This window comes from Streptomyces sp. LaBMicrA B280 (genome assembly GCF_049222185.1).
Taxonomy (GTDB): Bacteria; Actinomycetota; Actinomycetes; order Streptomycetales; family Streptomycetaceae; genus Streptomyces; species Streptomyces murinus.
In genome coordinates this window covers 76,853-102,157 of the sequence record NZ_JBMJCT010000003.1, presented here as the reverse complement: position 1 = coordinate 102,157, position 25,305 = coordinate 76,853, and the positions used below count along the sequence as shown (strand labels likewise).

Below are 25,305 nucleotides of genomic sequence, written 5' to 3'. Positions count from 1 at the left end.
ACCGGGCATGGAGATTGCGAACCACAAGGGGAGGACGATCACGGTGAACAGGACCATGGCGCACGCGACCGGTATCCCGGCGCCGAGAAGCCCCGCGGCCCACGAGCGGGTGGCCGCCCGCCCCGCGCCCGCCGCGCCCGCCGTGCTCGACCTGCGCGGCCGGGCCGCCCGGGGCCCGGACACCCTCCGCTTCGGCCCCCGGGACATCGTGGTGCTCACCGGGCTGCCCGGCAGCGGCAAGTCCACGCTGATGCGCCGCGCGGTCACCGCCCGCCGCGTCGACTCCCAGGACACCCGGGCCCGCTTCGCCGCCCGCCTGCCCCGCTTCCTGCCGTACGCCGTCTACCGCCCCCTGGTGCGCGCCGCGCACTACCGGTCGCTGCGCCGCGCCCTGCGCACGGGGACCGCCCTGGTGGTGCACGACTGCGGCACCCAGCCCTGGGTGCGCGCCTGGCTGGCCCGCGCCGCCCGCCGCTCCGGCGCCACCCTGCACCTGCTCCTGCTGGACGTGTCCGAGGAGACGGCCCGCACGGGCCAGCGCGAGCGCGGCCGCACCGTCTCCCCCCGCGCCTTCGGCCGCCACCGGCGTACGACGGCCCGGCTGCTGGGGGCGGTCGGGCGGGGGGAGGTGCCCGCGGGCTGCGGCTCCGCGGTGCTCCTGGACCGGGCCGCGGCAGACGCCGTACAGCGGATCGTGTTCATGGAGTACGGCTCTGTCACCGGTACCCGTTAGCCTTCATGGTCCCAGCAGTGGTTCCCAGCAGGCGGTAGGCAGATGGACTTCCCGGCGGACGTTCCCGCGGACTTCCCGGCACAGACACACCCCCACCCGCACGGCGGTTGGCCCGGCAATGAACTGGAGGAGGTGCTCTCGGCCTCCCTCGGCATACCCACGGCGGGCGGCCGGATCATCGAGGTCCTCGGCCGCAGCTTCGTCTGGGTGCCGCTGCCGTCCGGCGGCGGACCCGGCAGCGGCCCGCTGGACCTGCCCACCCTGGACATCGAGGGCCAGGCGTACGTGCCGGTGTTCAGCTCGGAGGAGCAGTTCCACCAGGCCGTCGGCTCCCACCTGTCGTACACCATCGCCCCGGCCGTGGAGTTCGCCCGCGGCCTGCCCCCGCAGGCGGGCATCGCGGTGAACCCCGGGGGCACGGTCGGCATCCCGCTCCCGCCGGAGGCCGTCGCCGAGCTGTGCCGCGCCGGACACACCCCGCTGGACGGCCCCGCCGGCGGCGGCCGCGTCCGGCTGTTCGAGCCCGACTGGCAGGACGACCCGGTCGACTTCCTCTCCGCCGCGTCCGCCGAGTTCGCCGCGACCGGCGTGGTCATCACCGCCCGCCGCTGCCTGGCCGTCGTCGAGAACGCCGACCCGGTCATGTTCGTCGGCGTGGAACTCTCCCAGTGGGAGGGCGACTTCCGCGCCCTGCCCCTGGAGGCCCTGGGCCGCGCCCTCGGCCAGATCCCGACCGCCTGGCCGGTCAACCTGATCCTGCTGGACGTGACGGACGACCCGGTGGCCGAATGGCTGAAGTCAAGCGTCCGACCCTTCTACATCCGCTAGGTGCCTGCCCGGCGGGCCCCAGCCGCGGCCTGGGCGAACGGACAACGGGCCCCGCGCCCGTCGGCGCATAAGCTGTCTCCACACGCGGGGCACGAGGGAGAAGAAGGGCATGACAAGGTGAGCGCCACCCACAGCGGAAGCGTCGAACACACGCTCCGCCACGTCACGCCCGGACGCTACGACGCCTACGAGGCCCTGCTTCGCGCGCTCGCCACCCCCTCCGCCGGCCAGATCTGGATGCTGCTGTGGCACGGCCAGGCCGGCTCCCCGGACGCCCAGTACGGGGACATGGAGGTCGGCGGCTGCCACTACGCGCCGTGCGTCACCTCCGCCCAGGAGCTGTCCGCCAGCGGCTGGAACCGCTCGTACGAGGTGGTCGACGGCCTGGACGTCGCCCGCACCCTCTACCCCGACCACTACGGTCTCTGGCTCAACCCGCACGCCCCCGGCGGCGGCGTCGGCATCCCCTGGCTGGACCTGCGCCGCATCGCCACCGGCCTGGACCGGCAGCCCGCGGGCCCCCTCAGGCTGACCGAACCCGGCATCGAGATCCCGCAGTTCTACGCCCTGCTCGCGCAGCACGCCCACCGCACCCCCGCCCTGCGCTCGCTGCGCCGCGCCTGGGTGCAGCCCGCGCTCGGGGCGCCGTACCTCGCCATCGGTCTGGACCTGTACGAGACCTCGCCCGCCGCGGTCGACTCGGTGCGCGCGATGATGCAGCGCTCCGTCGGCGCCGTCCCCGAGGGCCTGCCCGTCTCCACGGTCGCGCTGACCGACGACCACGACCCGGTCGTGATGTGGATGCGCGCCCAGGCCCGGCCGTTCTACGACCGCGAGGCCCACGTCGCCGCCCCGGCCGGCCACCCGGCACCCCAACTCCAGGCCCCGGCGCCGGGTTACGGCTATCCGCCGGTGCACGGCGGTTACTGAGGTTCCGTCGCTTCCGGTGCCGTTCCCGCCCTAATTCCCGAACCGCGGCATTACGGCGTTGTGTCCCAACTGACCCACGTCCGGGGGTCGTTACCCACTGTCCGGATAACGGAATCCTCCGCGGTGCATCACGGTTGCGCATACTTTCACCGTCAGCTCTGGCGAGTGATCGCAAGGACGCTGAAGACTCCCCACTCAGACCACGAGCCTTCCAAACTCGTGTTCGCTTGCAAGTCGACAAAGCCGCAAACCGCGGCAGCGCAGGCCGGTCACCACCGGCGAGAGGGGTCGCACATCGTGACCGCACCGATCGAGACCACCGGGGCGGCAGCCGAGGCGCAGCCTGAGGCTGTGCTCGCGGGAGCCGACAAGGGGCAGATCGAGGGTCGTTCCCTGGGCCAGATCGCCTGGACCCGCTTCAAGCGGGACAGAGTCGCCGTGGCCGGCGGCGTCATCGTGATCCTGCTGATCCTGCTGGCCATCCTCTCGCGCCCCCTGCAGGCCGCCTTCGGCCTCGACCCCAACGCCTTCCACCAGGACCTGATCGTCCCCGACACCTCGCTGCCCAAGGGCGGCCTGGGCGGCATGAGCCTGGACCACCCGCTCGGTGTGGACCCGAAGTTCGGCCGGGACATCGCCACCCGCATCCTGGAGGGCTCCTGGGTCTCGCTGGTCGTCGCCTTCGGCGCCACGATCCTGTCCAATGTGATCGGCGCGATCATGGGCGTGATCGCGGGCTACTACGGCGGCCGGGTCGACTCGATCATCAGCCGGCTGATGGACACCTTCCTCGCCTTCCCGTTGCTGCTGTTCGCCATCGCGATCTCCGCAACGCTCCAGGGCGGCGCCTTCGGACTGAACGGTCTGCCGCTCCACCTCAGCGTGCTCATCTTCGTGATCGGCTTCTTCAACTGGCCCTATCTGGGCCGGATCGTGCGCGGCCAGACCCTGGCCCTGCGCGAGCGCGAGTTCGTCGACGCGGCCCGCGGCATGGGCGCCAAGGCCCCGTACATCCTCTTCCGCGAGCTGATGCCGAACCTGGTCGGCCCGATCATCGTCTACTCGACGCTGCTCATCCCGACCAACATCCTCTTCGAGGCGTCCCTGAGCTTCCTCGGTGTGGGCATCCAGCCCCCGCAGGCCTCCTGGGGCGGCATGCTCCGCGAAGCGGTCACCTACTACCAGGTCGATCCCCAGTACATGATCGTGCCCGGCCTCGCCATCTTCATCACCGTCCTCGCGTTCAACCTGCTCGGCGACGGTCTCCGCGACGCTCTCGACCCGCGCAGCCGCTAGGCAGCCAGAGAGCTCACCCAAGTTTTCCGATCAATGGAGGGGAAGCAGACCATCATGCGAAGGTCAGCGCTGGCCGCGGTCGCGGCCATCGGCTCCGCAAGCCTGTTGCTCGCAGGCTGCAGCAAGGCCGATGACAACAAGGACACTCCGAAGGCGGCCGGCGCCAACGCGGCGACCAAGAGCGTCGTCAACGCGTCCGACAAAAAGGGTGGCACCGTCACCTATGAGATGTCGGACGTGCCGGACTCGTTCGACCCGGGCAACACGTACTACGCGTACATGTACAACTTCAGCCGTCTCTACGCGCGTCCGCTGATGACGTTCGAGCCCGCCCCCGGCTCCAAGGGCAACACCCTGGTCCCGGACCTCGCGGCGAGCAAGGGCGTCTCCAGCGACGGCGGCAAGACCTGGACGTACAAGCTGCGCTCGGGCCTGAAGTACCAGGACGGCTCCCCGATCACCTCGAAGGACGTCAAGTACGCCGTCGAGCGGTCGAACTTCGCGCGTGACGTGCTCTCGCTCGGTCCGAACTACTTCCAGCAGTTCATGAAGGACGGCGACAAGTACAAGGGTCCCTACAAGGACAAGAGCGCCAAGGGCCTGTCCTCGATCGAGACCCCGGACGCCACCACGATCGTCTTCCACCTCAACCGTGCCTTCCAGGAGTTCGACTACCTGGTCGCCACGCCGGAGACGGCCCCGGTGCCGCAGTCCAAGGACGACGGCGTCGACTACGTCAAGCACATCGTCTCCTCCGGCTCGTACCAGTTCCAGAGCTACCAGGACGGCAAGCAGGCCGTGCTGGTCCCGAACAAGAACTGGGACCCGAAGACCGACCCGCTGCGCAAGCAGCTGGCCAGCAAGATCGTGGTCAACCTGAAGGTCAACCCCGACACGATCGACAAGGACCTGCAGTCCGGCGACGCCACCGTCGACCTCGGCGGCACCGGCGTCCAGGCCTCCACCCAGGCGGACCTGCTCAACTCCGCGGACGGCAAGGCCAACACGGACAACACGTACGGCGGCCGTCTGGTCTACGCGGCGATCAACACCAAGCTGAAGCCGTTCACCAACGTCGCCTGCCGCAAGGCCGTCGAGTACGCCATCGACAAGGTCTCCGTGCAGACCGCCATGGGCGGCCCGATCCGCGGTGACATCGCCTCCACCGTCCTGCCGCCGGACATCACCGGCTACGCGAAGGCGGACGCCTACGCGACCCCGGGCAACAAGGGTGACGTCGCCAAGGCCAAGGACCAGCTGAAGGCCTGCGGTCAGAAGACGATCAACACCAACATCTCGGCCCGCTCCGACCGTCCGGGCGAGGTGGACGCGGCCACCGCGATCATCAACTCGCTGAAGAAGGTCGGCATCAACGCCACGCTGAAGCAGTACCCGGCGGGCAAGTACTTCACCGACTACGCGGGCGTGCCGAAGTTCACCGAGAAGCAGAACATCGGCCTGATGATGATGCAGTGGGGTGCCGACTGGCCCTCCGGCTACGGCTTCCTGCAGCAGATCCTGAACAGCAAGGCGATCAGCCAGTCCGGCAACACCGCCCTGTCGCAGTACTCGAACAAGAAGGTCGACGACCTGCTCGCGCAGGCGATCGCCGAGCCGGACACGGCCAAGCGCAACGCCATCTACGCGCAGATCGACAAGCAGGCGATGGACGACGCCGTCCTGGTCCCGCTGACCTACTTCAAGGTTCTGCTGTACCGCTCGCCGTACGCCACCAACGTGGTCTCCACGGCGGCCTTCAGCGGTCAGTACGACTACCTCAACCTCGGCACCACGAAGAAGTAGCAGCCCCGGAAGGCAGGTGAAGGCATTGGTGCCCGCGGGTTTCGCCGCCCGCGGGCACCAGCGCCGGTCCCCGTGATCTCGTACATCCTCCGCCGGACGTTCGCGGCAGTGATCCTGCTGCTGGTCGTCACCGCGGTCACCTTCGCCATCTTCTTCCTGCTGCCACGGCTCGTGGGCCAGTCAGCGGATCAACTGGCGCAGCAGTACATCGGAAAGAGCCCGTCGAAGGCGGACATCGCCGCGGTCAAGCACAACCTCGGTCTGGACCAGCCCCTTTACGTCCAGTACTGGCACTTCATCAAGGGCATCGTGGTCGGCACCGACTACAACCTCGGTCCCAAGACGGTGCACTGCGACGTCCCCTGCTTCGGCTACTCCTTCAAGGATCACGTCGCGGTCTGGTCGCAGCTCACCTCGCGTATCCCGATCACCCTCTCGCTGGCCGTGGGTGCCGCCGTGCTCTGGCTGCTCTCCGGTGTGGCCGTCGGTGTCATCTCCGCGCTCAAGCCGCGCTCGCTGTTCGACCGCACCTTCATGGGCGTGGCCCTCGCCGGCGTCTCGCTGCCCATGTTCTTCACGGGCAACCTGGCGATCCTGCTCTTCACCTACACCTGGCCGATCTTCGGCCGCACCTACGTCCCGTTCACCGAGAACCCCGCGCAATGGGCCAACACCCTGTTCCCCGCGTGGTGTTCGCTGGCGCTGCTGTACTCCGCGATCTACGCCCGGCTCACCCGCTCGGGCATGCTGGAGACGATGAATGAGGACTTCATCCGCACGGCCCGCGCCAAGGGCCTGCCCGAACGCACGGTCGTCGTCCGGCACGGTCTGCGGGCCGCCCTCACCCCGATCATCACCGTCTTCGGCATGGACGTCGGTCTGCTGCTCGGCGGCGCGGTGATCACCGAGTACGTGTTCTCGCTGCCCGGCGTCGGCCAGTACGCGGTGCAGGGCATCACCGACAACGACCTGCCGAAGATCCTCGGCGTGACCCTGCTCGCCGCCATCTTCGTCGTCATCGCAAATCTCCTGGTGGACGTGCTCTACGCCGCCGCCGACCCGCGGGTGAGGCTCTCGTGACCGAACTCTCCAAGACCGAAGCGGGCGAGGAAGCCACCGCCAAGGCGCCCTCGGCCTTCCTGGAGGTCCGCGACCTCAAGGTGCACTTCCCGACCGACGACGGCATCGTCAAGTCCGTCGACGGGCTCTCCTTCTCGGTGGACAAGGGCAAGACCCTCGCCATCGTCGGCGAGTCCGGTTCGGGCAAGTCCGTCACCTCGCTCGCCGTCATGGGCCTGCACCGGCTCGGCGCGCGCGGCAAGAACGTCCGGATGTCCGGCGAGATCTGGCTGAACGGCAAGGAACTGGTCGGCGCCTCCCCGGACGAGGTGCGCAGGCTCCGCGGCCGCGACATGGCGATGATCTTCCAGGACCCGCTGTCCGCGATGCACCCCTACTACAAGGTCGGCGACCAGATCGTCGAGGCGTACCGGGTGCACCACAAGGTCAGCAAGAAGGAAGCGCGCACGCGCGCCATCGAGATGCTCGACCGCGTCGGCATCCCCGAGCCGGCCAAGCGCGTCGACGGCTACCCGCACGAGTTCTCCGGCGGTATGCGCCAGCGCGCCATGATCGCCATGGCGCTGGTCAACAACCCCGAACTGCTCATCGCGGACGAGCCGACCACCGCCCTCGACGTGACCGTCCAGGCGCAGATCCTCGACCTGATCCGCGACCTCCAGAAGGAGTTCGGCTCCGCGGTCATCATGATCACGCACGACCTCGGCGTGGTCGCCGAGATCGCCGACGACGTCCTCGTGATGTACGGCGGCCGGTGCGTGGAGCGCGGCGCCGCCGCCGAGGTCTTCGAGAAGCCGCAGCACCCCTACACCTGGGGCCTGCTCGGCTCGATGCCCCGCATCGACCGGGAGACCTCCGAACGGCTCATCCCGGTCAAGGGCCAGCCGCCGAGCCTCATCAACGTCCCCTCGGGCTGTGCCTTCCACCCGCGCTGCCCGTACGCGGACGTCCCCGCGGAGAACGTCAGCCGCACGGTGCGCCCCGAGCTGCGGCTGGTCGGCGCCGGACACTGGTCCGCCTGCCACCTGCCGGCCGAGGACCGTGAGCGGATCTGGACCGAAGAGATTGCGCCGAAGCTGTGAGTGAGACGAAGAAGACGGACACCGCCGCGCAGGCCGCGGTACCCGAGCAGGCGTCGGCTCCGGACGAGCGCGAGGTGCTGCTCAAGGTCGAGAACCTGACCAAGCACTTCCCGATCAAGAAGGGCATCCTGCGCCGCCAGGTCGGCGCGGTGAAGGCCGTCGACGGCATCGACTTCGAGGTGCGCAAGGGCGAGACCCTGGGCGTCGTCGGTGAGTCGGGCTGCGGCAAGTCGACCATGGGCCGGGTCATCACCCGCCTCCAGGACCCGACCGGCGGCTCGATCTCCTTCGAGGGCCAGGACATCACCCGGCTGTCCACCGGCGAGATGCGTCCGCTGCGCCGCGACATCCAGATGATCTTCCAGGACCCGTACGGCTCCCTGAACCCCCGGCACACCATCGGCTCGATCATCTCGGCGCCGTTCCGGCTCCAGGGCGTCGAGCCGGAGGGCGGGGTGAAGAAGGAGGTCCAGCGGCTGCTCGAACTGGTCGGGCTGAGCCCCGAGCACTACAACCGCTACCCGCACGAGTTCTCCGGCGGCCAGCGCCAGCGCATCGGCATCGCCCGCGCGCTCGCCCTGAAGCCGAAGCTGGTGGTGGCCGACGAGCCGGTGTCCGCGCTGGACGTGTCGATCCAGGCCCAGGTCGTCAACCTCATGGACGACCTCCAGCAGGAGCTGGGCCTGACCTACGTCATCATCGCGCACGACCTCTCCGTCGTCCGGCACGTCTCGGACCGGATCGCGGTGATGTACCTCGGCAAGATCGTCGAACTGGCCGACCGCAACGCCCTGTACGAGGCGCCGATGCACCCGTACACCAAGGCGCTGATGTCGGCGGTGCCGGTGCCGGACACCAAGCGCCGGGGCCACAAGAGCGAGCGCATCCTGCTGCGCGGCGATGTGCCCTCGCCGATCGCCCCGCCGTCGGGCTGCCGCTTCCACACCCGGTGCTGGAAGGCCACGGAGATCTGCCGGACCACCGAACCCCAGCTGGTCGAGCTGAAGCCGGGCCAGCGGGTCGCCTGCCACCACCCGGAGAACTTCGCCGACCAGGCCCCGCAGGACACGGTCCTGCTGTCGGCGGCGAAGGAGGCGTCGGAGCTGGTACCGGACGCGGTCCTGACGGGAGAGCCGGAGGCCGCGGCCGAGCCCGAGGCCGAGCCTGAGACCAAGTCCGAGTCTGAGCCCGAGGCCAAGTCCGAGACCAAGTCCGAGGCCGCGAAGGAGACTTCGTCGGAATCCGCGGCTGACGCCAAGCCGGAGGCCGCGACCGAGACGGCGTCGGAGCCTGCCGCCGAGGAGGCCGAGGCCAAGTCCACGCCCGTTAGCGAGACTTCGCCGGAGCCGGAGTCCGACTCGCAGGCGGAGGTTGCGGCTGAGTCCGCGTCCGAGTCCGAGGGTGTGTCTGCGGCGGAGGCCGAGACCGAGTCGGAGTCGGCGGCCGAGGGTGAGGTCGAGGCCGGATCCGAGGCCAAGTCCGGCGCCCTGGCCGGGACTTCGTCGGCGTCGGACGCGAAGCCGGAGCCTGCGTCCGAGTCCGAGTCCGAGTCCGCGTCCGCTTCCGAGCCGGAGGCGGAGGCGGACGCCGCGCCCGAGGATGAGGTGGAGGCCGCTGCCGAGTCCGGCTCCTCGCCGGAGGGCGCCGCCGCTGACCCGGAGCCCGCCGCCGCCCCCAAGTCCCCGAAGCCGAAGGGCGGGTAGCCGAAAAGGCCCGCCGCCCGAGGCCGGTTCGCGCAAGGGCATGTACATGCCTGAACGGGAGAGTGCAGAGTCGCCCGTGTCCGACAGCTGATCGGTACACGCTCGAAAGGGACGACTCATGGCACTCTCCCGTTCGGCACGTGCGGGGGTCCTGGCCACCGCCGCGGCCTCCTTCCTGCTCATCGCCGCCGCCCCGGCCCCCACCCCCGGCGCCCCCGGCATCGGCGACCCCTACTTCCCCGAGCTGGGCAACGGCGGCTTCGACGCGCTGCACTACGACCTCGACCTGGCGTACGCCCCGGGCACCGGCCGCCTGGACGGCCGTACGACCCTCACCGCCCGCGCCACCCAGAACCTCTCCTCCTTCGATCTGGACCTCCAGCAGCTGGAGATCACCCGGATCCAGGTCGACGGAAGGAACGCCCGGTTCAGCCGGAACGGCGCCGAGGTCACCGTCACCCCGCGCGGCCCCCTCGCCAAGAACCGGCGCTTCACCGTGCGCGTCACCTACGGCGGCGTGCCCCAGCCGCTGACCGGGCCCATCGTCTTCGGCTCCGAGTACGGCTGGATGAAGACACCCGACGGCGTCTTCGTGGCCTGCGAGCCCAACGCCGCCTCCACCTGGTTCCCGTCCAGCGACCACCCCTCCGACAAGGCCACCTACGACATCCGGATCAAGGCGCCGAAGGGCCTGACCGCCGTCTCCAACGGGCGGCTGGTGTCGACCCGCGACCGGGGCGGTTCGACGTACACCCACTGGCGGGAGTCCGAGCCGATGGCGACCTATCTCGCCACCGCCACCATCGGGAAGTTCGACGTCCGCACCGGCCGCACCCCCGGCGGCATCCCGATCTACGTCGCCGTCGACCCGGTGCTGAAGAACTCGAACAAGGTCGATGTGTACGGGGTCACCGCGGAGGCCACCGACTACTGGTCGAAGATCTTCGGGCCTTACCCGTTCGAGGAGACCGGCGCGATCGTGGACGACATGCCCGAGGCCGGGTTCTCGCTGGAGGTGCAGTCCAAGCCGGCGTACTCCGCCGTGCGCAACGAGACGACCATCGTGCACGAGCTGGCCCACCAGTGGTTCGGTGACTCGGTGAGCGTGGCCCAGTGGAAGGACATCTGGCTCAACGAGGGCTTCGCCACCTACGCCCAGTGGCTGTGGGCCGAGCACCGGGGCACCCGCAGCGCCCATGACGCGTTCCTCGCCGACTACGCCGCGTACCCGGCCGACTCGCACTTCTGGCAGACGAAGGTCGCCGACCCGCAGCGGGACACGATGTTCGCCGACGCCGTCTACGACCGCGGCGCCATGACCCTCCAGGTGCTGCGCGAGCGGATCGGCGACAAGGCGTTCTTCAGGCTGCTCCCCGCCTGGACCCGGCTGCACCGGCACGGCAACGCCGACACCGCCGACTTCATCCGCCTCGCCGAGCGGATCAGCGGACAGCAACTCGGCGATCTGTTCGACACCTGGCTGTTCACCACAGGTAAACCCGCCCTGTAAACCTGGCTTTGTAAGGTTCAGCCCGGTCGACAGGTGAGAATGTCAGGGTGCAGCTCCAACAGTTCTTCAGCCCCTCCGTCCAGCACACGCTCGACGTGATCGGCATCTTCGTCTTCGCGATCTCCGGCGCGCTGCTGGCCGTCCGGAAGAACTTCGACGTGTTCGGCATGGCCGTGCTCGCCGAGGTCACCGCGCTGGGCGGGGGACTCTTCCGCGATGTGGTGATCGGGGCCCTGCCCCCGGCCGCCTTCACGGACCTCGGGTACTTCGTCACCCCGCTGCTCGCCACGCTCGTCGTCTTCTTCCTGCACCCGCACGTGGAGCGGATCCAGACGGCGGTGCTGGTCTTCGACGCGGCCGGCCTCGGCCTGTTCTGCGTCAGCGGTACGACGAAGGCGTACGGCTACGGCCTCGGCCTGACCGCGTCGGCGACGCTGGGCCTGGCCACCGCGGTCGGCGGCGGTGTGCTGCGCGACCTGGTGGCCAACGAGGTGCCCTCGCTGCTGCGCTGGGACCGCGATCTGTACGCGGTCCCGGCGATGGTCGGCGCGGGCATGGTGGCGCTGTGCATCCGCTACGACGCGCTGACCCCCCTCACCAGTGGGATCGCGGCCGTCACCGCTTTTGTGCTGCGTCTGCTCGCGATGCGGTACCACTGGCGAGCTCCGCGTGCGTGGAACCGCCGGTCGACGGTGACCGAGGAGTAGTACCGGTGCTCCCGGCCGCGGCCGTCCCGGCGGGGGCGCCGACACCGGTGCCGGGGGTGCCGGGGACGGAGTGGTCCCGGCCCTTGGCGTGGCTCTGGCCCATCTGGAGGGTGAGCCAGCGGAACACGTCGGGCACCTGCGGCCGCCACAGCGCCATCGTGTGACCGCCCGCGCTCTTCGGCAGGAAGACCACGTGCACGGTGGTCGGCGCCTTGGCGACGGACTGCAGCGCCATGCCCGCCTCGTAGCCGTCACCGGACTCGCCGGAGAGGTAGAGCGCGATGGGCGGCGCCACGGTGGCCTTCTTCAGCAGCAGGTAGGGGTTGTTCTCGGCGCGCAGGGTGGGGTTCTGCGCGGCCAGCGAGTTGCGCTCGCCGATCGGGTCGTTGTAGCCCGACATGCTCACCGCGGCCTTGTAGCGGTCCGGGTGCGCCACGGCCAGCTTGACCGCGCACTGGGCGCCCGCCGAGTACCCGGCGATGGCCCAGCCCTGCGGGGCCGGCTGGGCGCGGAAGTTGTCCATGACCATCTTGGGCACGTCGATGCTCAGCCAGGTGTCGGCGTTGACCTGCCCCGGGATGTTGGCGCAGCCGGTGTCCACACCGGCCAGCAGGTTGGTGCGCGGGGCGACCATGATGAAGGGGGCGACCTGGCCGCTCTTCATCAGCGGCAGCAGCTGCTCATGGGCCTTCATCGAGCCGAACCAGGCGCGCGCCGAGCCGGGGTAGCCGGGCAGCACCTCGACCACCGGGAACTTCTTGTGCCGGTACGCCGGGTCGTCGTACTGCGGCGGCAGCCAGACGTAGACCTCGGCGTCGACGCCGGAGACCCGGCCCTTGAGCTGGGTGACGCGGACGCCGCCGGCGGAGTGCATGCCGGGCCCCGTGGCCTGCGCGAAGGTCTGCTTGACCTTGGGCAGGCGCTTGACCGCTATGCCGCCGGTGCCGTCGCGGCCGAGGTCGGCGGCCTGCTCGACATGGCTGCCGGTGCCGAAGAGGTCGGCCCAGTTGTCGTACAGGTTGTTCTGGTTGTTCACCAGCACGAAGACCAGGGTGACGGCCGTGCCCTGGGCGAACAGCAGCATCAGTACGCGGGCGACGGTGCGCAGGTGCTTGGGGCCGCGCATCTTCGACCACAGCAGAAGCGGCAGTATGAGGGCGATCACGGCCAGCACGACGGTCGTGTAGAGGAACGGAGTCCCGGTGAGGCTCATGTCCCGATAGAGGGAAAACAGGGCCCCGGGGTTACGGACGTGTCCTGACACTTACCGAGAAATTGCCGAAACCTCACCTCCCGTAATCCTACCGTGACGGCGAGGGGTGATCAGACAGAAAAGCTACCGCTTAGTAATTGCCTGTTGTACCGTTCAGCCATGGCAGAAGCAGCTTCCGCGTCCTCCTCGTCGCGGGCCGTGACCGGCGACAGCGAGTTCGACCGTGACACCGCCGTCGTCCGCCGCGCGCCGGGGGTCTACGACATCGACCTCTCGTCCGGCTGGACCATTCTCGGCGCCGTCAACGGCGGCTATCTGCTGGCCGTGCTCGGCCGGGCCCTCGGGGACGCCCTGCCGCACCCGGACCCCTTCACCATCTCCGCGCACTATCTGACCGCGTCCCGGCCGGGCCGGGCCGTGATCCGCACCGAGACCGTCCGCACCGGCCGTACCCTCTCCACCGGCCAGGCCTCGCTCTTCCAGTACGACGACGAGGGCAACGAGGTCGAACGCATCCGCGTCCTCGCCTCCTACGGCGACCTCGCCGGCCTCCCCGACGACGTCCGTACGACCGCGAAGCCGCCCGCGATCCCGCCCTACGAGCAGTGCTTCGGCCCGGCCGACGGCCCCGACCCGCTCAAGGGCGTCTCGGCCATCACCGAGCGCCTGCTGCTCAAGCTGGACCCGGCCACGCTCGGCTGGGCGCTCGGGCAGCCCTCGGGCAAGGGCGAGATGCGCGCCTGGTTCGGCCTCGCGGACGGCCGTGACGCCGACCCGCTCTCGCTGCTGCTGGCCGTGGACGCGCTGCCGCCGACCGCCTTCGAGATGGGCCTCAAGGGCTGGGTCCCCACCGTCGAACTGACGGCCCACATCCGGCACCGCCCGGCCCCGGGCCCGCTGCGCGTCGCCATCACCACCCGCAACCTCGCCGGTGGCTTCCTGGAGGAGGACGCGGAGGTCTGGGACAGCGAGGACCGGCTGGTGGCCCAGTCCCGGCAGCTGGCGCGGGTCCGGCTGGCCTGACCCGGGCGCGCCCGGGGCCCGGGGTCAACGGGCGGGCGCCACGAACTCCGGCTGGTCCAGCAGCCGCAGCCAGCTGCCGTCGGGCTGGCGCCTGGCGACCTGGGCGCGGGCGCCGGTCCCGTCCTTCGGCGGGGTCGCGGTGAGCGCGATGTCGCCGCTGACCAGCGTGGGCAGCGGCGGCTCCGGCGCGAACCGGGGCCGGTTCACCAGCACCCTCGCCCACAGTTCCCGGATCGCCTCCCGGCCCACGGTCCGCTCGCCCGGCGGGTACGCCAGCACCGCGTCCTCCTCGTAGAGCGCGGCGACCCCGGCCGCGTCCCCCGCGTTGGACCGCTCGACGAACAAGCGGGTGATGTCCTCGGGGCGCATGGCCTTCTCGTACTCCGGCACGGCTTCCTCCTTGTCCGTGATGTCTGTCCGTGATGTCTGTCGGTGATGTCTGTCGGTGATGTCTGCCCGCGATGCCTGACGACGCTGTCCGCCGACACCGTCTGTCGTCGTCACCGCCTCGCGGCGCCTCCCAGCCTGGTCGCGAGCCAATCAGAAGTCCAACAGATGGAACTTCTCAGAACTAGAATCCAGAGTCATGGAACTGAGGCAGCTGGAGTACTTCGTCGCGGTCGCCGAGGAGCGGAACTTCACCCGGGCCGCCGAGCGGGTGCACATCAGCCAGTCCGGCGTCAGCGCCCAGATCCGCCGGCTGGAGCGGGAGCTGGGGGCAGAGCTGTTCGACCGCTCGGCGCGCACGGTCACGCTCACGGTCGCGGGCAAGGCCGCGCTCGCGCACGCCCGCACCGCGCTCGCCGCGGCCGGGGCGGTCGGGCAGGCGGTGGGTGAGGTGAGCGATCTGATCCGTGGGCGGCTCACCGTCGGGATGGTCGTCGGCTGCACCGTGACCCCGCTGTTCGACGCCCTCGCCGCGTTCCACCGGGACCACCCCGGGGTGGAACTCTCGCTCCTGGAGGACAACTCCGACCGGCTCGTCGAGGGGGTGCGCGCGGGCGCCGTCGACCTGGCGCTGGTCGGTGCCGCGGCCGCCGCTCCGGAGGGCCTGGAGACGCTGACCCTGATCAGCGAACGGCTCGTCGCCGCCGTACCGCCGGGTCATCCGCTGGCCGCGCGGCCCCGGGTCCACCTGTCCGAGCTGGTCGCCCACCCGATCGTGTGCATGCCGCCCGGCACCGGACTGCGCACGGTGTTCGACCAGGCGTGCGCCGCGCGGGACCTCCACCCCGTGATCGCCCTCCAGGCCACCGCCGCCGACGCCGTCGCCGACCTGGCCGCCCGCGATCTCGCCGTCGCCGTCCTCAGCGAGTCCATGGCCGCGCGCTACGGCGACCGGCTCACCGCCCGCCTGATCGAGGACGTCGAGACCCCCGCGCTGCTCGCGCTGATCTGGAAGGGCGGACAGGGCCCGGCGGTGCGTGAACTGCTCGCGTACAGCCGCCGGGCGTTCGCCGGTCCGGCGGACGCTTAGCGCCATGTGGCACCACGTGGCGTCATGCGGTGCCACATGGCCCCGACCGGTGCCACTTTGGTGCCTGAGGTTTCCGTTGGGCGTTTATGCAGGTCAGAGTCATGATGCCAACGATTCCCATGGACTCCCGTACGCGCGACACCATTCTCCCTTGCGTGTGGTGCCACTGTGATGCCATGATGGCGTCATGGACCTGACCCCCTATGTCGACAACCTCCGCCGCGAACTCTCCGTCGCCGCCGAAGCGGGCGGGGAGGACGCCCGGGAGCTGGCCGAGCGGCTGACCGCCCCCCTGGAGTCGGCGGCCCGGTTGACGATGCTCAATGTGCTGTCCGCGGCGATGGACGAGATCACCCGGGACCTGGCGCCCGGCTCGGTCGATGTGCGGCTGCGGGGGCTGGATCCCGATTTCGTGGTGACGCTGCCGGAGACCGGGGGGCCCGTCGAGGCCACCGCCGAGCCGGTCGCGCCGCCGCAGGCGCCCCTCGACACCGACGAGGGCGGCACCGCCCGGGTCAATCTGCGGCTGCCGGCCCAGCTCAAGGCGCGGGCCGAGGAGGCCGCGAGCCGGGAGGGGCTGTCCGTCAACGCCTGGCTCGTACGGGCCGTGTCGGCCGCGGTCGACGGCGGGGCCCGGCCGCGCCCGGCGGAGAAGACCCAGACGTTCGGACAGAGCTTCACGGGCTGGGTGCGCTAGTCGCGAGCCTCGCCCGACCGCTTCACTCAGACCGCGTCCCACCAGCGGGGACGCCCCAAGGACTCATGAGGACGGCACAGCCATGCCTGCTTTCGACACTCCCGAACCCATCTCCGTCACCGCCCATGTGGGCGCCGGTTCCCTCCGGTTCATCGCGAGCGAGCGCCCCGACACCGTCGTGGAGGTACTGCCCGGCGGCAAGCGGAGCAGGGACGTACGGGCCGCCGAGCAGACCGAGGTCAGCTACGCGAACGGCGAACTGAGCGTGCGGACCAAGGAGCGCGCCTTCATCGGACCCAGCGGCACCGTCGAGGTGACGGTCGAACTGCCCACGGGCTCACGCGTCGACGTGGGCGGCTCCTGGGTCCAGGTGTTCGGCGAGGGCGGGCTCGGCGAGGCCCGGGTGAAGACCTCGGTCGGCGATGTCCGCCTCGATACGGCCGGGCCGCTCAAGGTGACCGTCTCCCACGGCTCGATCAGCATCGACCAGGTCGCGGGCGGTGCCGAGATCACCACCAGCTCCGGCAGCCTGCGCATCGGCACCGTCCACGGCCCCGCCGTCCTGAAGAACTCGCACGGCAGCACGGTCGTCGGCATCGTGACCGGCGAACTGCGGGTGAACGGCGCCAACGGCGACATCGACATCGAGCGCGCCGAGGGCGATGTCATCGCCACCACCGCCCACGGCACCCTGCGCGCCGCCGAAGTCGTGCGCGGCAGCGTCCAGTTGGAGACCTCCTACGGCGCCATCGAGGTCGGCGTGCGCGAGGGCACCGCCGCCTGGCTCGACGTCAACTCCGAGCGCGGGCATGTGCGCAACACGCTCACCGCCTCCGGGGCCCCCGAGCGGTCCGAGGAGACCGTCAAGGTCCGCGCCCGTACCCGCTACGGCAACATCGACGTGCGCCGCGCCCGGCGCTGAGCGGCCGCCCCGGCCCCGCGCCCCGCGCACCTCACCCTCGTCCTTCCTCGTCCTTCGCACGCTCCGCCTCACTCCACCTCAGCCTTCGAACGGGGGGCGTCATGCCTTCTTCTGTCATGCCCACGCCAAGGAAGGGCGGCGATGTGCGGCCGCCCGCCGCCGTCTCCGCCTTCGAACTGCGCAAGTCCTACGGCGACAAGACCGTCCTCGACGGCATCGATCTGCGCATCCCGGCCGGGACCGTGTTCGCGCTGCTCGGGCCCAACGGGGCAGGCAAGACCACCACCGTGCAGATCCTGTCCACGCTCGTCGCCGCCGACGGCGGTCAGGCCCAGGTCGCCGGTCATGACATCGGCACCGCCCCGGACCGGGTGCGCGCCGCGATCGGGGTCACCGGGCAGTTCGCCGCGCTCGACGACCTGCTCACCGCCGAGGAGAACCTGCTCCTCATGGCCGACCTGCTCCGCCTCGACAAGCGCGAAGGGCGCGCCCGTACAGGCGAGTTGCTCGAACGGTTCGGCATCGCGGACGTCGCCCGCAAGCGGGCCGCGACCTTCTCCGGCGGTATGCGCCGCCGGCTCGACCTCGCCATGACGCTGGTCGGCGACCCTCAGGTGATCTTCCTGGACGAGCCGACGACCGGCCTCGACCCGCGCAGCCGCCGCACCATGTGGGAGATGGTGCGCGAGCTGGTCGCGGGCGGTACGACGGTCTTCCTCACCACCCAGTACCTGGAGGAGGCCGACCAGTTGGCCGACCGGATCGCCGTGCTGGACGGCGGCCGGATCGTGGCCGAGGGCACCGCCGACGAACTGAAGGCGCGCATCCCCGGCAGCCATGTGCGGCTGCGGTTCACCGACTTCGCCGAGTACGAGCGCGCGGCGGCGGCCTTCCCCGGCGCCGCCCGGGACGACGACGAACTCGCCCTGCGCGTCGCGGGCGACGGCGGACTCGACGCGCTGCGGGCCCTGCTCGACCGGCTCGACGCCGCCGGTATCCGGGCCGCCGACTTCTCCGTGCACACCCCCGACCTCGACGACGTCTTCCTCGCCCTCACCGGCCAGGGCACCGCAGGATCCGGCGCCCCGCTGCACCTCAAGGAGAACCGATGAGCACGCTCGCCCACGCCGTGCACGACTCGCGGACGATGCTGCGCCGCAACCTCAAGCACGCGATCCGCTACCCCTCCGTGGGGCTCGGCGCCGCCATGATGCCGATCCTGATGCTGCTGCTGTTCGTGTACGCCTTCGGGGGCTCGATCGGCGCGGGTATGGGCGGCCGGGACGCGTACATCGGCTACCTCACCCCCGGGATCATCATCATGGGCGTGGCCTCCGGTTCGATGTCGACCTCGATCGCGGTCTGCAACGACATGACCGAGGGCATCATCAACCGCTTCCGCACCATGAACATCACCCGCTCGTCGTTCATGACGGGGCATGTCATCGGCAGTGTCATCCAGACGATGCTCTGCAGCGTCCCGGTCGTGGTCGTCGCCCTCGCCGTCGGCTTCCGCTCCGGGGCGAGCCCGCTTCGCTGGCTCGCCGCGGCCGGTCTGCTCGCGGCCATCGCGTTCGCGGTGACCTGGCTGTCGGTGGCGCTCGGCCTGATCTCCAAGACGGTCGAGTCCGCGAGCAACAAGCCGCTGCTGATCCAGTTCCTGCCGTTCCTCGGCTCGGCGTTCGTGCCGGCCGGGTCGATGTCGCCCGGGCTGCGCTGGTTCGCGGAGAACCAGCCGTTCACGCCGATGATCGAGACGCTGCGCGGACTGCTCTGCGGCACGGCCATCGGCGACAACGGGTGGATCTCGCTGGCCTGGTGTGCCGGGATCGCGCTGATCGGCTACCTCTGGTCGCGCTCGCTGTTCAACAGCGGCACCAAACGCTGACGACCCCGCCGTTCAGTCCAGCCAGTGGTCGCGGCCGATGGTGATGAGCCGCAGCTGCCGGGTGGCCAGCCGGGCCACCCGGTCCCGCTCGTCCGCGGGACCCTCCAGCGCCTCCAGGAACAGGGAGGCGCTGATCAGCATCTGGTCGACGTACAGCCGCGCGAGCATCAGCACGTCGTCGTCGCTCCAGCCCGCCGCCTCGGGGTCCTGGGCGAGGGCGGCCTTCACCTCCTCGGCGAACCGGGCCAGCTGACCGCCGATGGCCTCGCGCACCGGTTGCACCCCGCCGTGCCGCTCGCGGGCGATGAAGCGGACGTGCGAGGGGTGGGCGGCGACGTAGTGGGCGATCAACTCCACGGCGCGCGAGATGCGTTCCTCGCTGTCGCCGGTCGTGGACACCGTCTCGCGCACCATCGGGTGCAGGCTGCCGAGCGCCTCGTCGACCAGGGCGACGCCGAGGTCGGGGATCGAGCGGAAGTGCCGGTAGAAGGCGGTGGGGGCGACCCCGACGGCCCGGGTGACCTCGCGCAGGCCCAGGCTGCTCAGGCTCTGCTCCTCCAGCAGCGCGAGCGCCGCGTCGAGGAACGCCTGCCGGGTCTTCTGCTTCTGGGCCTGCCGGGCGCCGAGAGTGTGACTCATGTCATCCAGTTAACAACTGTTCTCTGGAATTGAAAAGCCGCCGGAGGCGCTAGACTCAAAGTCAGTGAACAAGTGTTACTACAACTGTTCACCGAAACTTTACAGAGCTGGAACGCGAGGCATCCCGGAGGGGGATCCGATCCCATGCTGTTCCTCGTCGCCGCACTCATGCTGCTCGGTGTGGTGCTGGGCACCGTCGCCCACGCGCCGCTGACCGTCACCGGCGCACTGGCCGCCGTCATCGCCGTCTGGCTCGGCGTCTTCGCCGTCCGCGAGCGGCTCGGCCGCCGTCGGCGCACCTCGGCCAACTGACCGCCACCGACCATCGGGAGTCGAGCACCATGCAACTCACCGCACCGGCCGCGGGCCGCACCGAGGCCCCCGCCCCCGCCCGCACCCGCGACGCCGACGGCATGGCCGTCGCGTCCTTCATCCTCGGCCTCCTCGGCCTCCTCGTCCTGAACCTCTTCCTCGGCCCGATCGCCATCGCCCTGGCCGCGGTCTCCCTGTGGCGCGGCACCGTCCGCCGCGGCCGCGCCTACCTGGGCCTGGCCCTGGGCGTCGCCGACCTCGCCGTCCTGCTGATCGCCATCCAGATCTCGAACACGGTGTCCTGGAGCCTGTGACCGGCGGACGGCTCGTACGGTGCCGGGGGACGGCGGGCGCGGCCGACGGAGGGCGCGCCGCCGCGGAGAAGGCCGCGCCGTAGAATCTCCCCACCATGGCTTACCTCGACCACGCCGCGACCACCCCGATGCTCCCGGAGGCGGCAGAGGCTCTGACCGCGCAGCTGAGCATCACGGGCAACGCCTCCTCCCTGCACGCCTCCGGCCGCCGGGCCCGTCGTACGGTCGAGGAATCCCGCGAGTTGCTCGCGGACGCGCTCGGCGCACGGCCCAGCGAGGTCGTGTTCACCTCCGGCGGCACCGAGGCCGACAATCTCGCCGTGAAGGGCCTGTACTGGTCCCGCCGCGCCGCCGACCCCGCCCGCACCCGCGTGCTGTCCAGCCCCGTCGAGCACCACGCCGTCCTGGACGCCGTGCACTGGCTCGGCGAGCACGAGGGCGCCACCGTCGAGTATCTCCCCGTCGACGCCCATGGCCGCGTCCACCCCGACACCCTGCGCGAGGCCATCGCCCGCGCTCCCGAGGACGTCGCGCTGGCCACCGTGATGTGGGCCAACAACGAGATCGGCACGATCATGCCGATCCGCGAACTCGCCGACGTGGCCGCCGAGTTCGGCGTCCCGCTGCACGCGGACGCCGTCCAGGCGTTCGGCCAGGTCCCCGTCGACTTCGGTGCCAGCGGGCTGGCCGCGGCGACCGTCTCGGGGCACAAGATCGGCGGCCCGTACGGCATCGGCGCCCTGCTGCTGGGCCGCGAGTACACCCCGGTGCCCGTGCTGCACGGCGGCGGCCAGGAACGCCATGTGCGCTCCGGCACCCTGGACGTCCCCGCCGTCGCCTCCTTCGCCGTCGCGGGCCGCCTCGCGGCGGAGCGGCGCGGCGCGTTCGAGCGTGAAGTGGGCGCCCTGCGCGACCGGTTGGTCGACGCCGTGCTGGCCGCCGTACCCGACGCGATCCTCGGCGGCGACCCCGCCCCCGGCGGCCGGCTGCCCGCCAACGCGCACTTCACCTTCCCCGGCTGCGAGGGCGACTCCCTGCTGCTCCTGCTGGACGCCCAGGGCATCGAGTGCTCCACCGGCTCCGCCTGCACCGCGGGCGTCGCCCAGCCCAGCCATGTCCTGCTCGCCGCCGGAGTCGATCCCGACCTGGCCCGCGGCACCCTGCGCTTCTCCCTCGGCCACACCTCCACCCGGGCGGACGTGGACGAGGTCGCGAGGGCCATCGGCCCCGCCGTGGAACGCGCCCGCGCGGCCGGCCTCACCTGAACCCGGACCGAAACAGGGCACAAAAAACGACCTACGAGGCGGGTTCCCTTCGCCGGTATGGTCCGGATCAGGTGTCTGGAGGTCGCCTTCCGGTCCGTCCTGCGACCTTCCGGCCTCTCAGCCCGAGCGTCGACGTCGGCACCAGCGGATCCCTCGCGGTCTCACGCTGACGTCGGCTACTCCGCTTGGACTCCCTCACTCGTCTCGTAGGTCTGCAATCAGAGTAATCCCGCCCATACCAGACATAAAGAGCCCGGCCCATGATTTTTCCGCGGCCCGTACCCTGGAAGCGTTATGACTGAGACCCCGCAGCGCCCCCTCCGCGTCCTCGCCGCCATGTCCGGCGGGGTCGACTCCGCCGTCGCCGCCGCGCGCGCCGCGGAAGCCGGCCATGACGTCACCGGCGTCCATCTCGCGCTCTCCGCCAACCCCCAGTCCTTCCGCACCGGCGCGCGGGGCTGCTGCACCATCGAGGACTCGCGCGACGCCCGCCGCGCCGCCGACGTCATCGGCATCCCCTTCTACGTGTGGGACCTCGCCGACCGCTTCCGCGAGGACGTCGTCGAGGACTTCATCGCCGAGTACGAGGCCGGCCGCACCCCCAACCCCTGCCTGCGCTGCAACGAGAAGATCAAGTTCGCCGCGCTCCTGGACAAGGCGCTCGCCCTCGGCTTCGACGCCGTCTGCACCGGCCACTACGCCCAGGTGATCGTCCGCGCGGACGGCTCCCGCGAGCTGCACCGCGCCTCCGACATGGCCAAGGACCAGTCGTACGTGCTCGGCGTCCTGGACGAGAAGCAGCTCGCGCACGCGATGTTCCCGCTCGGCGACACGGTCACCACCAAGGAGGAGATCCGCGCCGAGGCCGAGCGCCGGGGCCTCGCGGTGGCCAAGAAGCCCGACTCGCACGACATCTGCTTCATCGCCGACGGCGACACCCAGGGCTTCCTCGCCCGGCGGCTCGGCAAGGCCGAGGGCGACATCGTGGACGAGTCCGGCGCCCGCCTGGGCACCCACGAGGGGGCGTACGGCTTCACCATCGGCCAGCGCAAGGGCCTGCGCATCGGCACCCCGGCCCCCGACGGCAAGCCGCGCTACGTCCTCGACATCTCCCCGGTGGACAACACCGTCACCGTCGGCCCGGCCGCCGCCCTGGACGTCACCGCCCTCACCGCGATCAAGCCCCGCTGGTGCGGCACCGCCCCCACCGACCCCGGCACCTACACCGCCCAGCTGCGCGCCCACGGCGGCGAGACCGAGGTGCGGGCCGAGCCGGTCGACGGCGGACTGAGCGTCACCTTCACCGAACCGGTCCGCGGCGTCGCCCCCGGCCAGGCGATCGTGCTGTACGACGGCACGCGCGTCGTCGGCTCGGCCACCATCGCCTCCACCACCCGGGCGACGACGGCGGCGTGACCGCCGTTTCAAGCCGCCCTTCCGTCTAAGCGGCGAAGAAGTCGGCCAGCACCGGCCCCAGCACCTCCGGCTCCACCATGTGGGTCTGCCCCGCCAGGACCCGGTACGCGCCGCCGGGCACCGCGTCCGCGATGTCCCGGCCGGCCCGCCGCATCCACTCGGGGCTCGCGCCGCCCGCGACCGCCAGCAGCGGCACGGAGACGGCCGCGAGGCGGGCGCGGGGGAGCAGTCCGTCGCCCAGCACGGCGTCGTCGTGCGCGAGGCTCGGCGCGGCGGCCTCCAGGCCCGGCCACATGGGGGACTGGCGGGCGCGCTGGATCATCTCCTCGCCGAGCCCGGTGAGCCGCAGGAACAGCTCGACCGCGTCCCCGTGCCGACCCTCCGCGAGCGCCTGTCCGAGGTCCCGCTTGTAGGCGGCCTCCCGCTCGGCGCCGCCCGCCAGATGGTCCGCGTACGGCACCTCGTACACCGCCGTACGGGTGACCGGCAGCCCGCTCGCCGCCGCCTCCAGCGCCAGCGCGCCGCCGGAGGAGACGCCGAACAGCGCGGCGTGGCCGCCGACCGCCTCCAGCAGCGCGGCCAGGTCCTCGACCTCGCGGTCCACCGCGTACGGCGGCGTGTCGCCGCTTTCGCCGCGGCCCCGGCGGTCGTAGACGACGGCCGTCACCCGGTCCGCGAGCCGCTCGGCCAGGGGGGCCAGGGTGCCGCCGGTGGACATCGCGCCGCTCACCAGGATCACCACGGGCCCCCGGCCGCTCACCGAGTAGGCGAGGGAGGTTCCGTCGCGTGAAGTCGTCTTCTTGTCCATGTCGGTGCAGACTGCCGCACGACGCCGGACTCGTCGGTCACGACACGTCGACGTCGTAGAAGCAGAGGTGGTCCTTGATCGGCGCGACGTCCGGCTTCGGCTCCGGGTACGCCCAGACCAGGTCCGGCGCGTCCGGCAGCGACCAGTAGGACGCCGTGCCCTTGAACGGGCAGACGGTGTGGGTGTCGGAGGGGGTCAGCAGGTCGAGGCGTACGTCCTCGGCCGGGATGTAGTAGCGCGCCGGGCAGCCGGTCTCGCGCAGTACGAGGGGGCGGTCGGTCTCCGCGAGCACCTGGTCGCCGTGCACCACGCGCACGTGCCGCTCGCCGGCTTCGATGGTGATGATGTGTCCTTCGGCCATACCTGGACAGCGCCGTGGGGCGCCCGGTTCTTCCCGCGTACGGTGGGGACCATGAACATCTGTGTCTTCCTCTCCGCCGCCGACCTCGACGAGCGGTACACCCGCCCCGCCCGCGAGTTCGCGAAGCTGATCGGCAAGGGCGGCCACACCCTGGTCTGGGGCGGCTCCAACGTCGGTCTGATGAAGGTCGTCGCCGACGGGGTGGAGGAGGCGGGCGGCCGGCTGGTCGGCGTGTCCGTGGAGTTCCTGGCCAACAAGACGCGGCCCGCCGCCGACGAGATGGTGATCGCCCCCGACCTCGCCGAGCGCAAGAAGCTGCTCCTGGAGAAGGCCGACGCCGTGGTCATCATGGTGGGCGGCACCGGCACGCTGGACGAGGCCACCGAGATCCTGGAGCTGAAGAAGCACGGCCGCACCCAGAAGCCGGTGGTGCTGCTGAACACGGCCGGGTTCTACGACGGGCTGCGCGAGCAGTTCCGCCGCATGGAGGAGGAGGGCTTCCTGCCCCGCCCCCTGGCCGACCTGGTCTTCTTCGCGGAGGAGCCGGTCGGCGCCCTCGCCTACCTGGAGGAGCAGCTGGGCACCCGCTGATGCGAGCATGGCGGGTATGGCTACACATGTGATCACCGGGGCCGGTTCCGGCATCGGCGCGGCCGTCGCCCGCCGGCTGCACGCGCGCGGGGACGAACTCGTGCTGCACGCACGCGACGCGGGCCGCGCGAAGGAACTGGCCGCCGGGTTCCCCGGGGCGCGCACCCTGGTCGGCGACCTCGCCGAACCGGACCGGCTCTCCTGGGCGTTCTCCCACCAGAGCCCGCCGGAGCGGGTGGACTCCCTGCTGCACATCGCCGGTGTGGTGGACCTCGGCGAGGTCGGCGAGCTGACCCCCAAGTCCTGGCGCCACCAGCTCGACGTCAACCTCATCGCCCCCGCCGAGCTGACCCGTCTCCTGCTGCCCCAGCTGCGCGCGGCCCGCGGCCACGTCCTCTTCGTCAACTCCGGCGCGGGCCTCGCCGCACACGCGGGCTGGGCCGCCTACGCCGCCTCCAAGCACGGCCTCAAGGCGCTCGCCGACGCCCTGCGCCAGGAGGAGCACGCCTCCGGTGTCCGCGTCACCTCCGTCTACCCGGGCCGCACCGCGAGCCCCATGCAGGCGAAGGTGCACCAGCAGGAGGGCAAGGAGTACGACGCCGGCAAGTGGATCGACCCCGAGTCGGTGGCCACGACGATTCTGATGGCCCTCGACCTGCCCCGGGACGCCGAGGTCAATGATCTGACGGTACGACCGGGTCGCTGAT

At 71.0% G+C, this 25,305-nt stretch carries 26 protein-coding genes and 1 pseudogene; 22 read left to right on the top strand and 5 right to left on the bottom strand.

Annotated features, from left to right (window positions below):
- The first annotated feature begins 43 nt into the window (after positions 1–43).
- The 10 genes and pseudogenes from ACLF5H_RS02865 to ACLF5H_RS02820 all read left to right on the top strand — a co-directional run bounded on the left by ACLF5H_RS02865 (position 44) and on the right by ACLF5H_RS02820 (position 11,672).
- Positions 44–733, top strand: a complete 690-nt coding sequence (locus tag ACLF5H_RS02865) for an AAA family ATPase (RefSeq protein WP_421674498.1) — start codon at positions 44–46, stop codon at positions 731–733.
- A gap of 42 nt (positions 734–775) precedes the next feature.
- Entirely contained in the window at positions 776–1,561 is a 786-nt protein-coding gene (locus ACLF5H_RS02860) for an enhanced serine sensitivity protein SseB (RefSeq protein WP_421674497.1), read from the top strand.
- A 117-nt stretch (positions 1,562–1,678) separates the two neighbouring features.
- A complete protein-coding gene (locus ACLF5H_RS02855; RefSeq protein ID WP_421674496.1) occupies positions 1,679–2,491 on the top strand; it encodes an enhanced serine sensitivity protein SseB C-terminal domain-containing protein in 813 nt (270 codons plus the stop codon).
- 297 nt (positions 2,492–2,788) lie between these two features.
- Positions 2,789–3,787 carry an ABC transporter permease gene (locus ACLF5H_RS02850; RefSeq protein WP_421674495.1) on the top strand — a complete coding sequence of 333 codons (999 nt, stop codon included), beginning with the start codon at positions 2,789–2,791 and terminating at the stop codon, positions 3,785–3,787.
- A gap of 33 nt (positions 3,788–3,820) precedes the next feature.
- Entirely contained in the window at positions 3,821–5,590 is a 1,770-nt protein-coding gene (locus tag ACLF5H_RS02845; RefSeq protein ID WP_421674494.1) for an ABC transporter substrate-binding protein, read from the top strand.
- Positions 5,591–5,662: 72 nt separating this feature from the next.
- Positions 5,663–6,670: an ABC transporter permease gene (locus ACLF5H_RS02840; protein WP_128791781.1), complete on the top strand. Its 1,008-nt coding sequence runs from the start codon at positions 5,663–5,665 to the stop codon at positions 6,668–6,670.
- Positions 6,667–7,752, top strand: a complete 1,086-nt coding sequence (locus ACLF5H_RS02835; RefSeq protein ID WP_421674493.1) for an ABC transporter ATP-binding protein — start codon at positions 6,667–6,669, stop codon at positions 7,750–7,752. Before ACLF5H_RS02840 ends, ACLF5H_RS02835 begins: the two co-directional genes overlap by 4 nt.
- Positions 7,749–8,868, top strand: a pseudogene (locus tag ACLF5H_RS02830) (ABC transporter ATP-binding protein); the annotation flags it as partial. The gene ACLF5H_RS02835 and the pseudogene ACLF5H_RS02830, both read left to right, overlap by 4 nt.
- A gap of 705 nt (positions 8,869–9,573) precedes the next feature.
- Positions 9,574–10,965: a M1 family metallopeptidase gene (locus tag ACLF5H_RS02825; RefSeq protein ID WP_421674492.1), complete on the top strand. Its 1,392-nt coding sequence runs from the start codon at positions 9,574–9,576 to the stop codon at positions 10,963–10,965.
- A gap of 47 nt (positions 10,966–11,012) precedes the next feature.
- Positions 11,013–11,672, top strand: a complete 660-nt coding sequence (locus ACLF5H_RS02820; RefSeq protein WP_421674491.1) for a trimeric intracellular cation channel family protein — start codon at positions 11,013–11,015, stop codon at positions 11,670–11,672.
- Here the strand turns inward: ACLF5H_RS02820 and ACLF5H_RS02815 are convergent.
- Positions 11,581–12,885: an alpha/beta hydrolase gene (locus tag ACLF5H_RS02815; RefSeq protein WP_421674490.1), complete on the bottom strand. Its 1,305-nt coding sequence runs from the start codon at positions 12,883–12,885 to the stop codon at positions 11,581–11,583. The genes ACLF5H_RS02820 and ACLF5H_RS02815 overlap by 92 nt on opposite strands.
- 159 nt (positions 12,886–13,044) lie before the next feature.
- Between ACLF5H_RS02815 and ACLF5H_RS02810 the strand changes: the two genes are divergently transcribed.
- Positions 13,045–13,908 carry a thioesterase family protein gene (locus ACLF5H_RS02810; RefSeq protein WP_421674489.1) on the top strand — a complete coding sequence of 288 codons (864 nt, stop codon included), beginning with the start codon at positions 13,045–13,047 and terminating at the stop codon, positions 13,906–13,908.
- A gap of 24 nt (positions 13,909–13,932) precedes the next feature.
- On the opposite strand, the gene ACLF5H_RS02805 is transcribed toward ACLF5H_RS02810, so the two are convergent.
- Entirely contained in the window at positions 13,933–14,298 is a 366-nt protein-coding gene (locus tag ACLF5H_RS02805; RefSeq protein WP_421674488.1) for a YybH family protein, read from the bottom strand.
- A 196-nt stretch (positions 14,299–14,494) separates the two neighbouring features.
- On the opposite strand from ACLF5H_RS02805, the gene ACLF5H_RS02800 reads away from it, so the two are divergent.
- The 5 genes from ACLF5H_RS02800 to ACLF5H_RS02780 all read left to right on the top strand — a co-directional run bounded on the left by ACLF5H_RS02800 (position 14,495) and on the right by ACLF5H_RS02780 (position 18,892).
- A complete protein-coding gene (locus ACLF5H_RS02800) occupies positions 14,495–15,385 on the top strand; it encodes a LysR family transcriptional regulator (RefSeq protein ID WP_421674487.1) in 891 nt (296 codons plus the stop codon).
- A gap of 187 nt (positions 15,386–15,572) precedes the next feature.
- Positions 15,573–16,082: a toxin-antitoxin system HicB family antitoxin gene (locus ACLF5H_RS02795; RefSeq protein ID WP_421674486.1), complete on the top strand. Its 510-nt coding sequence runs from the start codon at positions 15,573–15,575 to the stop codon at positions 16,080–16,082.
- Between the two features lie 82 nt (positions 16,083–16,164).
- Positions 16,165–17,004, top strand: coding sequence for a DUF4097 family beta strand repeat-containing protein (locus ACLF5H_RS02790; RefSeq protein WP_421674485.1), 840 nt, complete (start codon positions 16,165–16,167; stop codon positions 17,002–17,004).
- Positions 17,005–17,120: 116 nt separating this feature from the next.
- Complete coding sequence (locus tag ACLF5H_RS02785; protein WP_421674484.1) at positions 17,121–18,116, top strand: ATP-binding cassette domain-containing protein; 996 nt, start codon at positions 17,121–17,123, stop codon at positions 18,114–18,116.
- Positions 18,113–18,892 carry an ABC transporter permease gene (locus ACLF5H_RS02780; protein WP_421674483.1) on the top strand — a complete coding sequence of 260 codons (780 nt, stop codon included), beginning with the start codon at positions 18,113–18,115 and terminating at the stop codon, positions 18,890–18,892. Before ACLF5H_RS02785 ends, ACLF5H_RS02780 begins: the two co-directional genes overlap by 4 nt.
- Positions 18,893–18,904: 12 nt before the next feature.
- Here the strand turns inward: ACLF5H_RS02780 and ACLF5H_RS02775 are convergent, their stop codons facing one another.
- Positions 18,905–19,531 carry a TetR family transcriptional regulator gene (locus tag ACLF5H_RS02775; protein WP_421674482.1) on the bottom strand — a complete coding sequence of 209 codons (627 nt, stop codon included), beginning with the start codon at positions 19,529–19,531 and terminating at the stop codon, positions 18,905–18,907.
- A 144-nt stretch (positions 19,532–19,675) separates the two neighbouring features.
- Here ACLF5H_RS02775 and ACLF5H_RS02770 point away from each other — a divergent pair, with 144 nt between their 5' ends.
- From ACLF5H_RS02770 to mnmA, 4 genes are all read left to right on the top strand, one after another.
- The gene (locus ACLF5H_RS02770) at positions 19,676–19,843 is read left to right on the top strand and encodes a hypothetical protein (protein WP_421674481.1); all 168 of its coding nucleotides are present in this window, start codon (positions 19,676–19,678) and stop codon (positions 19,841–19,843) included.
- A 29-nt stretch (positions 19,844–19,872) separates the two neighbouring features.
- Positions 19,873–20,157, top strand: a complete 285-nt coding sequence (locus ACLF5H_RS02765; protein ID WP_421674480.1) for a DUF4190 domain-containing protein — start codon at positions 19,873–19,875, stop codon at positions 20,155–20,157.
- A 95-nt stretch (positions 20,158–20,252) separates the two neighbouring features.
- A complete protein-coding gene (locus ACLF5H_RS02760) occupies positions 20,253–21,422 on the top strand; it encodes a cysteine desulfurase family protein (RefSeq protein ID WP_421674479.1) in 1,170 nt (389 codons plus the stop codon).
- Positions 21,423–21,716: 294 nt separating this feature from the next.
- The gene (gene mnmA, locus ACLF5H_RS02755; protein WP_421674478.1) at positions 21,717–22,838 is read left to right on the top strand and encodes a tRNA 2-thiouridine(34) synthase MnmA; all 1,122 of its coding nucleotides are present in this window, start codon (positions 21,717–21,719) and stop codon (positions 22,836–22,838) included.
- A 25-nt stretch (positions 22,839–22,863) separates the two neighbouring features.
- Here mnmA and ACLF5H_RS02750 read toward each other — a convergent pair whose 3' ends face one another.
- Positions 22,864–23,646, bottom strand: a complete 783-nt coding sequence (locus tag ACLF5H_RS02750; protein WP_421674477.1) for an alpha/beta fold hydrolase — start codon at positions 23,644–23,646, stop codon at positions 22,864–22,866.
- 37 nt (positions 23,647–23,683) lie between these two features.
- Entirely contained in the window at positions 23,684–24,007 is a 324-nt protein-coding gene (locus ACLF5H_RS02745; protein ID WP_421674476.1) for a DUF427 domain-containing protein, read from the bottom strand.
- Positions 24,008–24,058: 51 nt separating this feature from the next.
- On the opposite strand from ACLF5H_RS02745, the gene ACLF5H_RS02740 reads away from it, so the two are divergent.
- Both ACLF5H_RS02740 and ACLF5H_RS02735 read left to right on the top strand, forming a co-directional pair.
- Positions 24,059–24,598, top strand: coding sequence for a TIGR00730 family Rossman fold protein (locus ACLF5H_RS02740; protein WP_161219121.1), 540 nt, complete (start codon positions 24,059–24,061; stop codon positions 24,596–24,598).
- A 7-nt stretch (positions 24,599–24,605) separates the two neighbouring features.
- Positions 24,606–25,304 (top strand): SDR family oxidoreductase, encoded by a 699-nt coding sequence (locus ACLF5H_RS02735; protein WP_421674475.1) that lies wholly within the window; start codon positions 24,606–24,608, stop codon positions 25,302–25,304.
- Position 25,305: the final 1 nt, after the last annotated feature.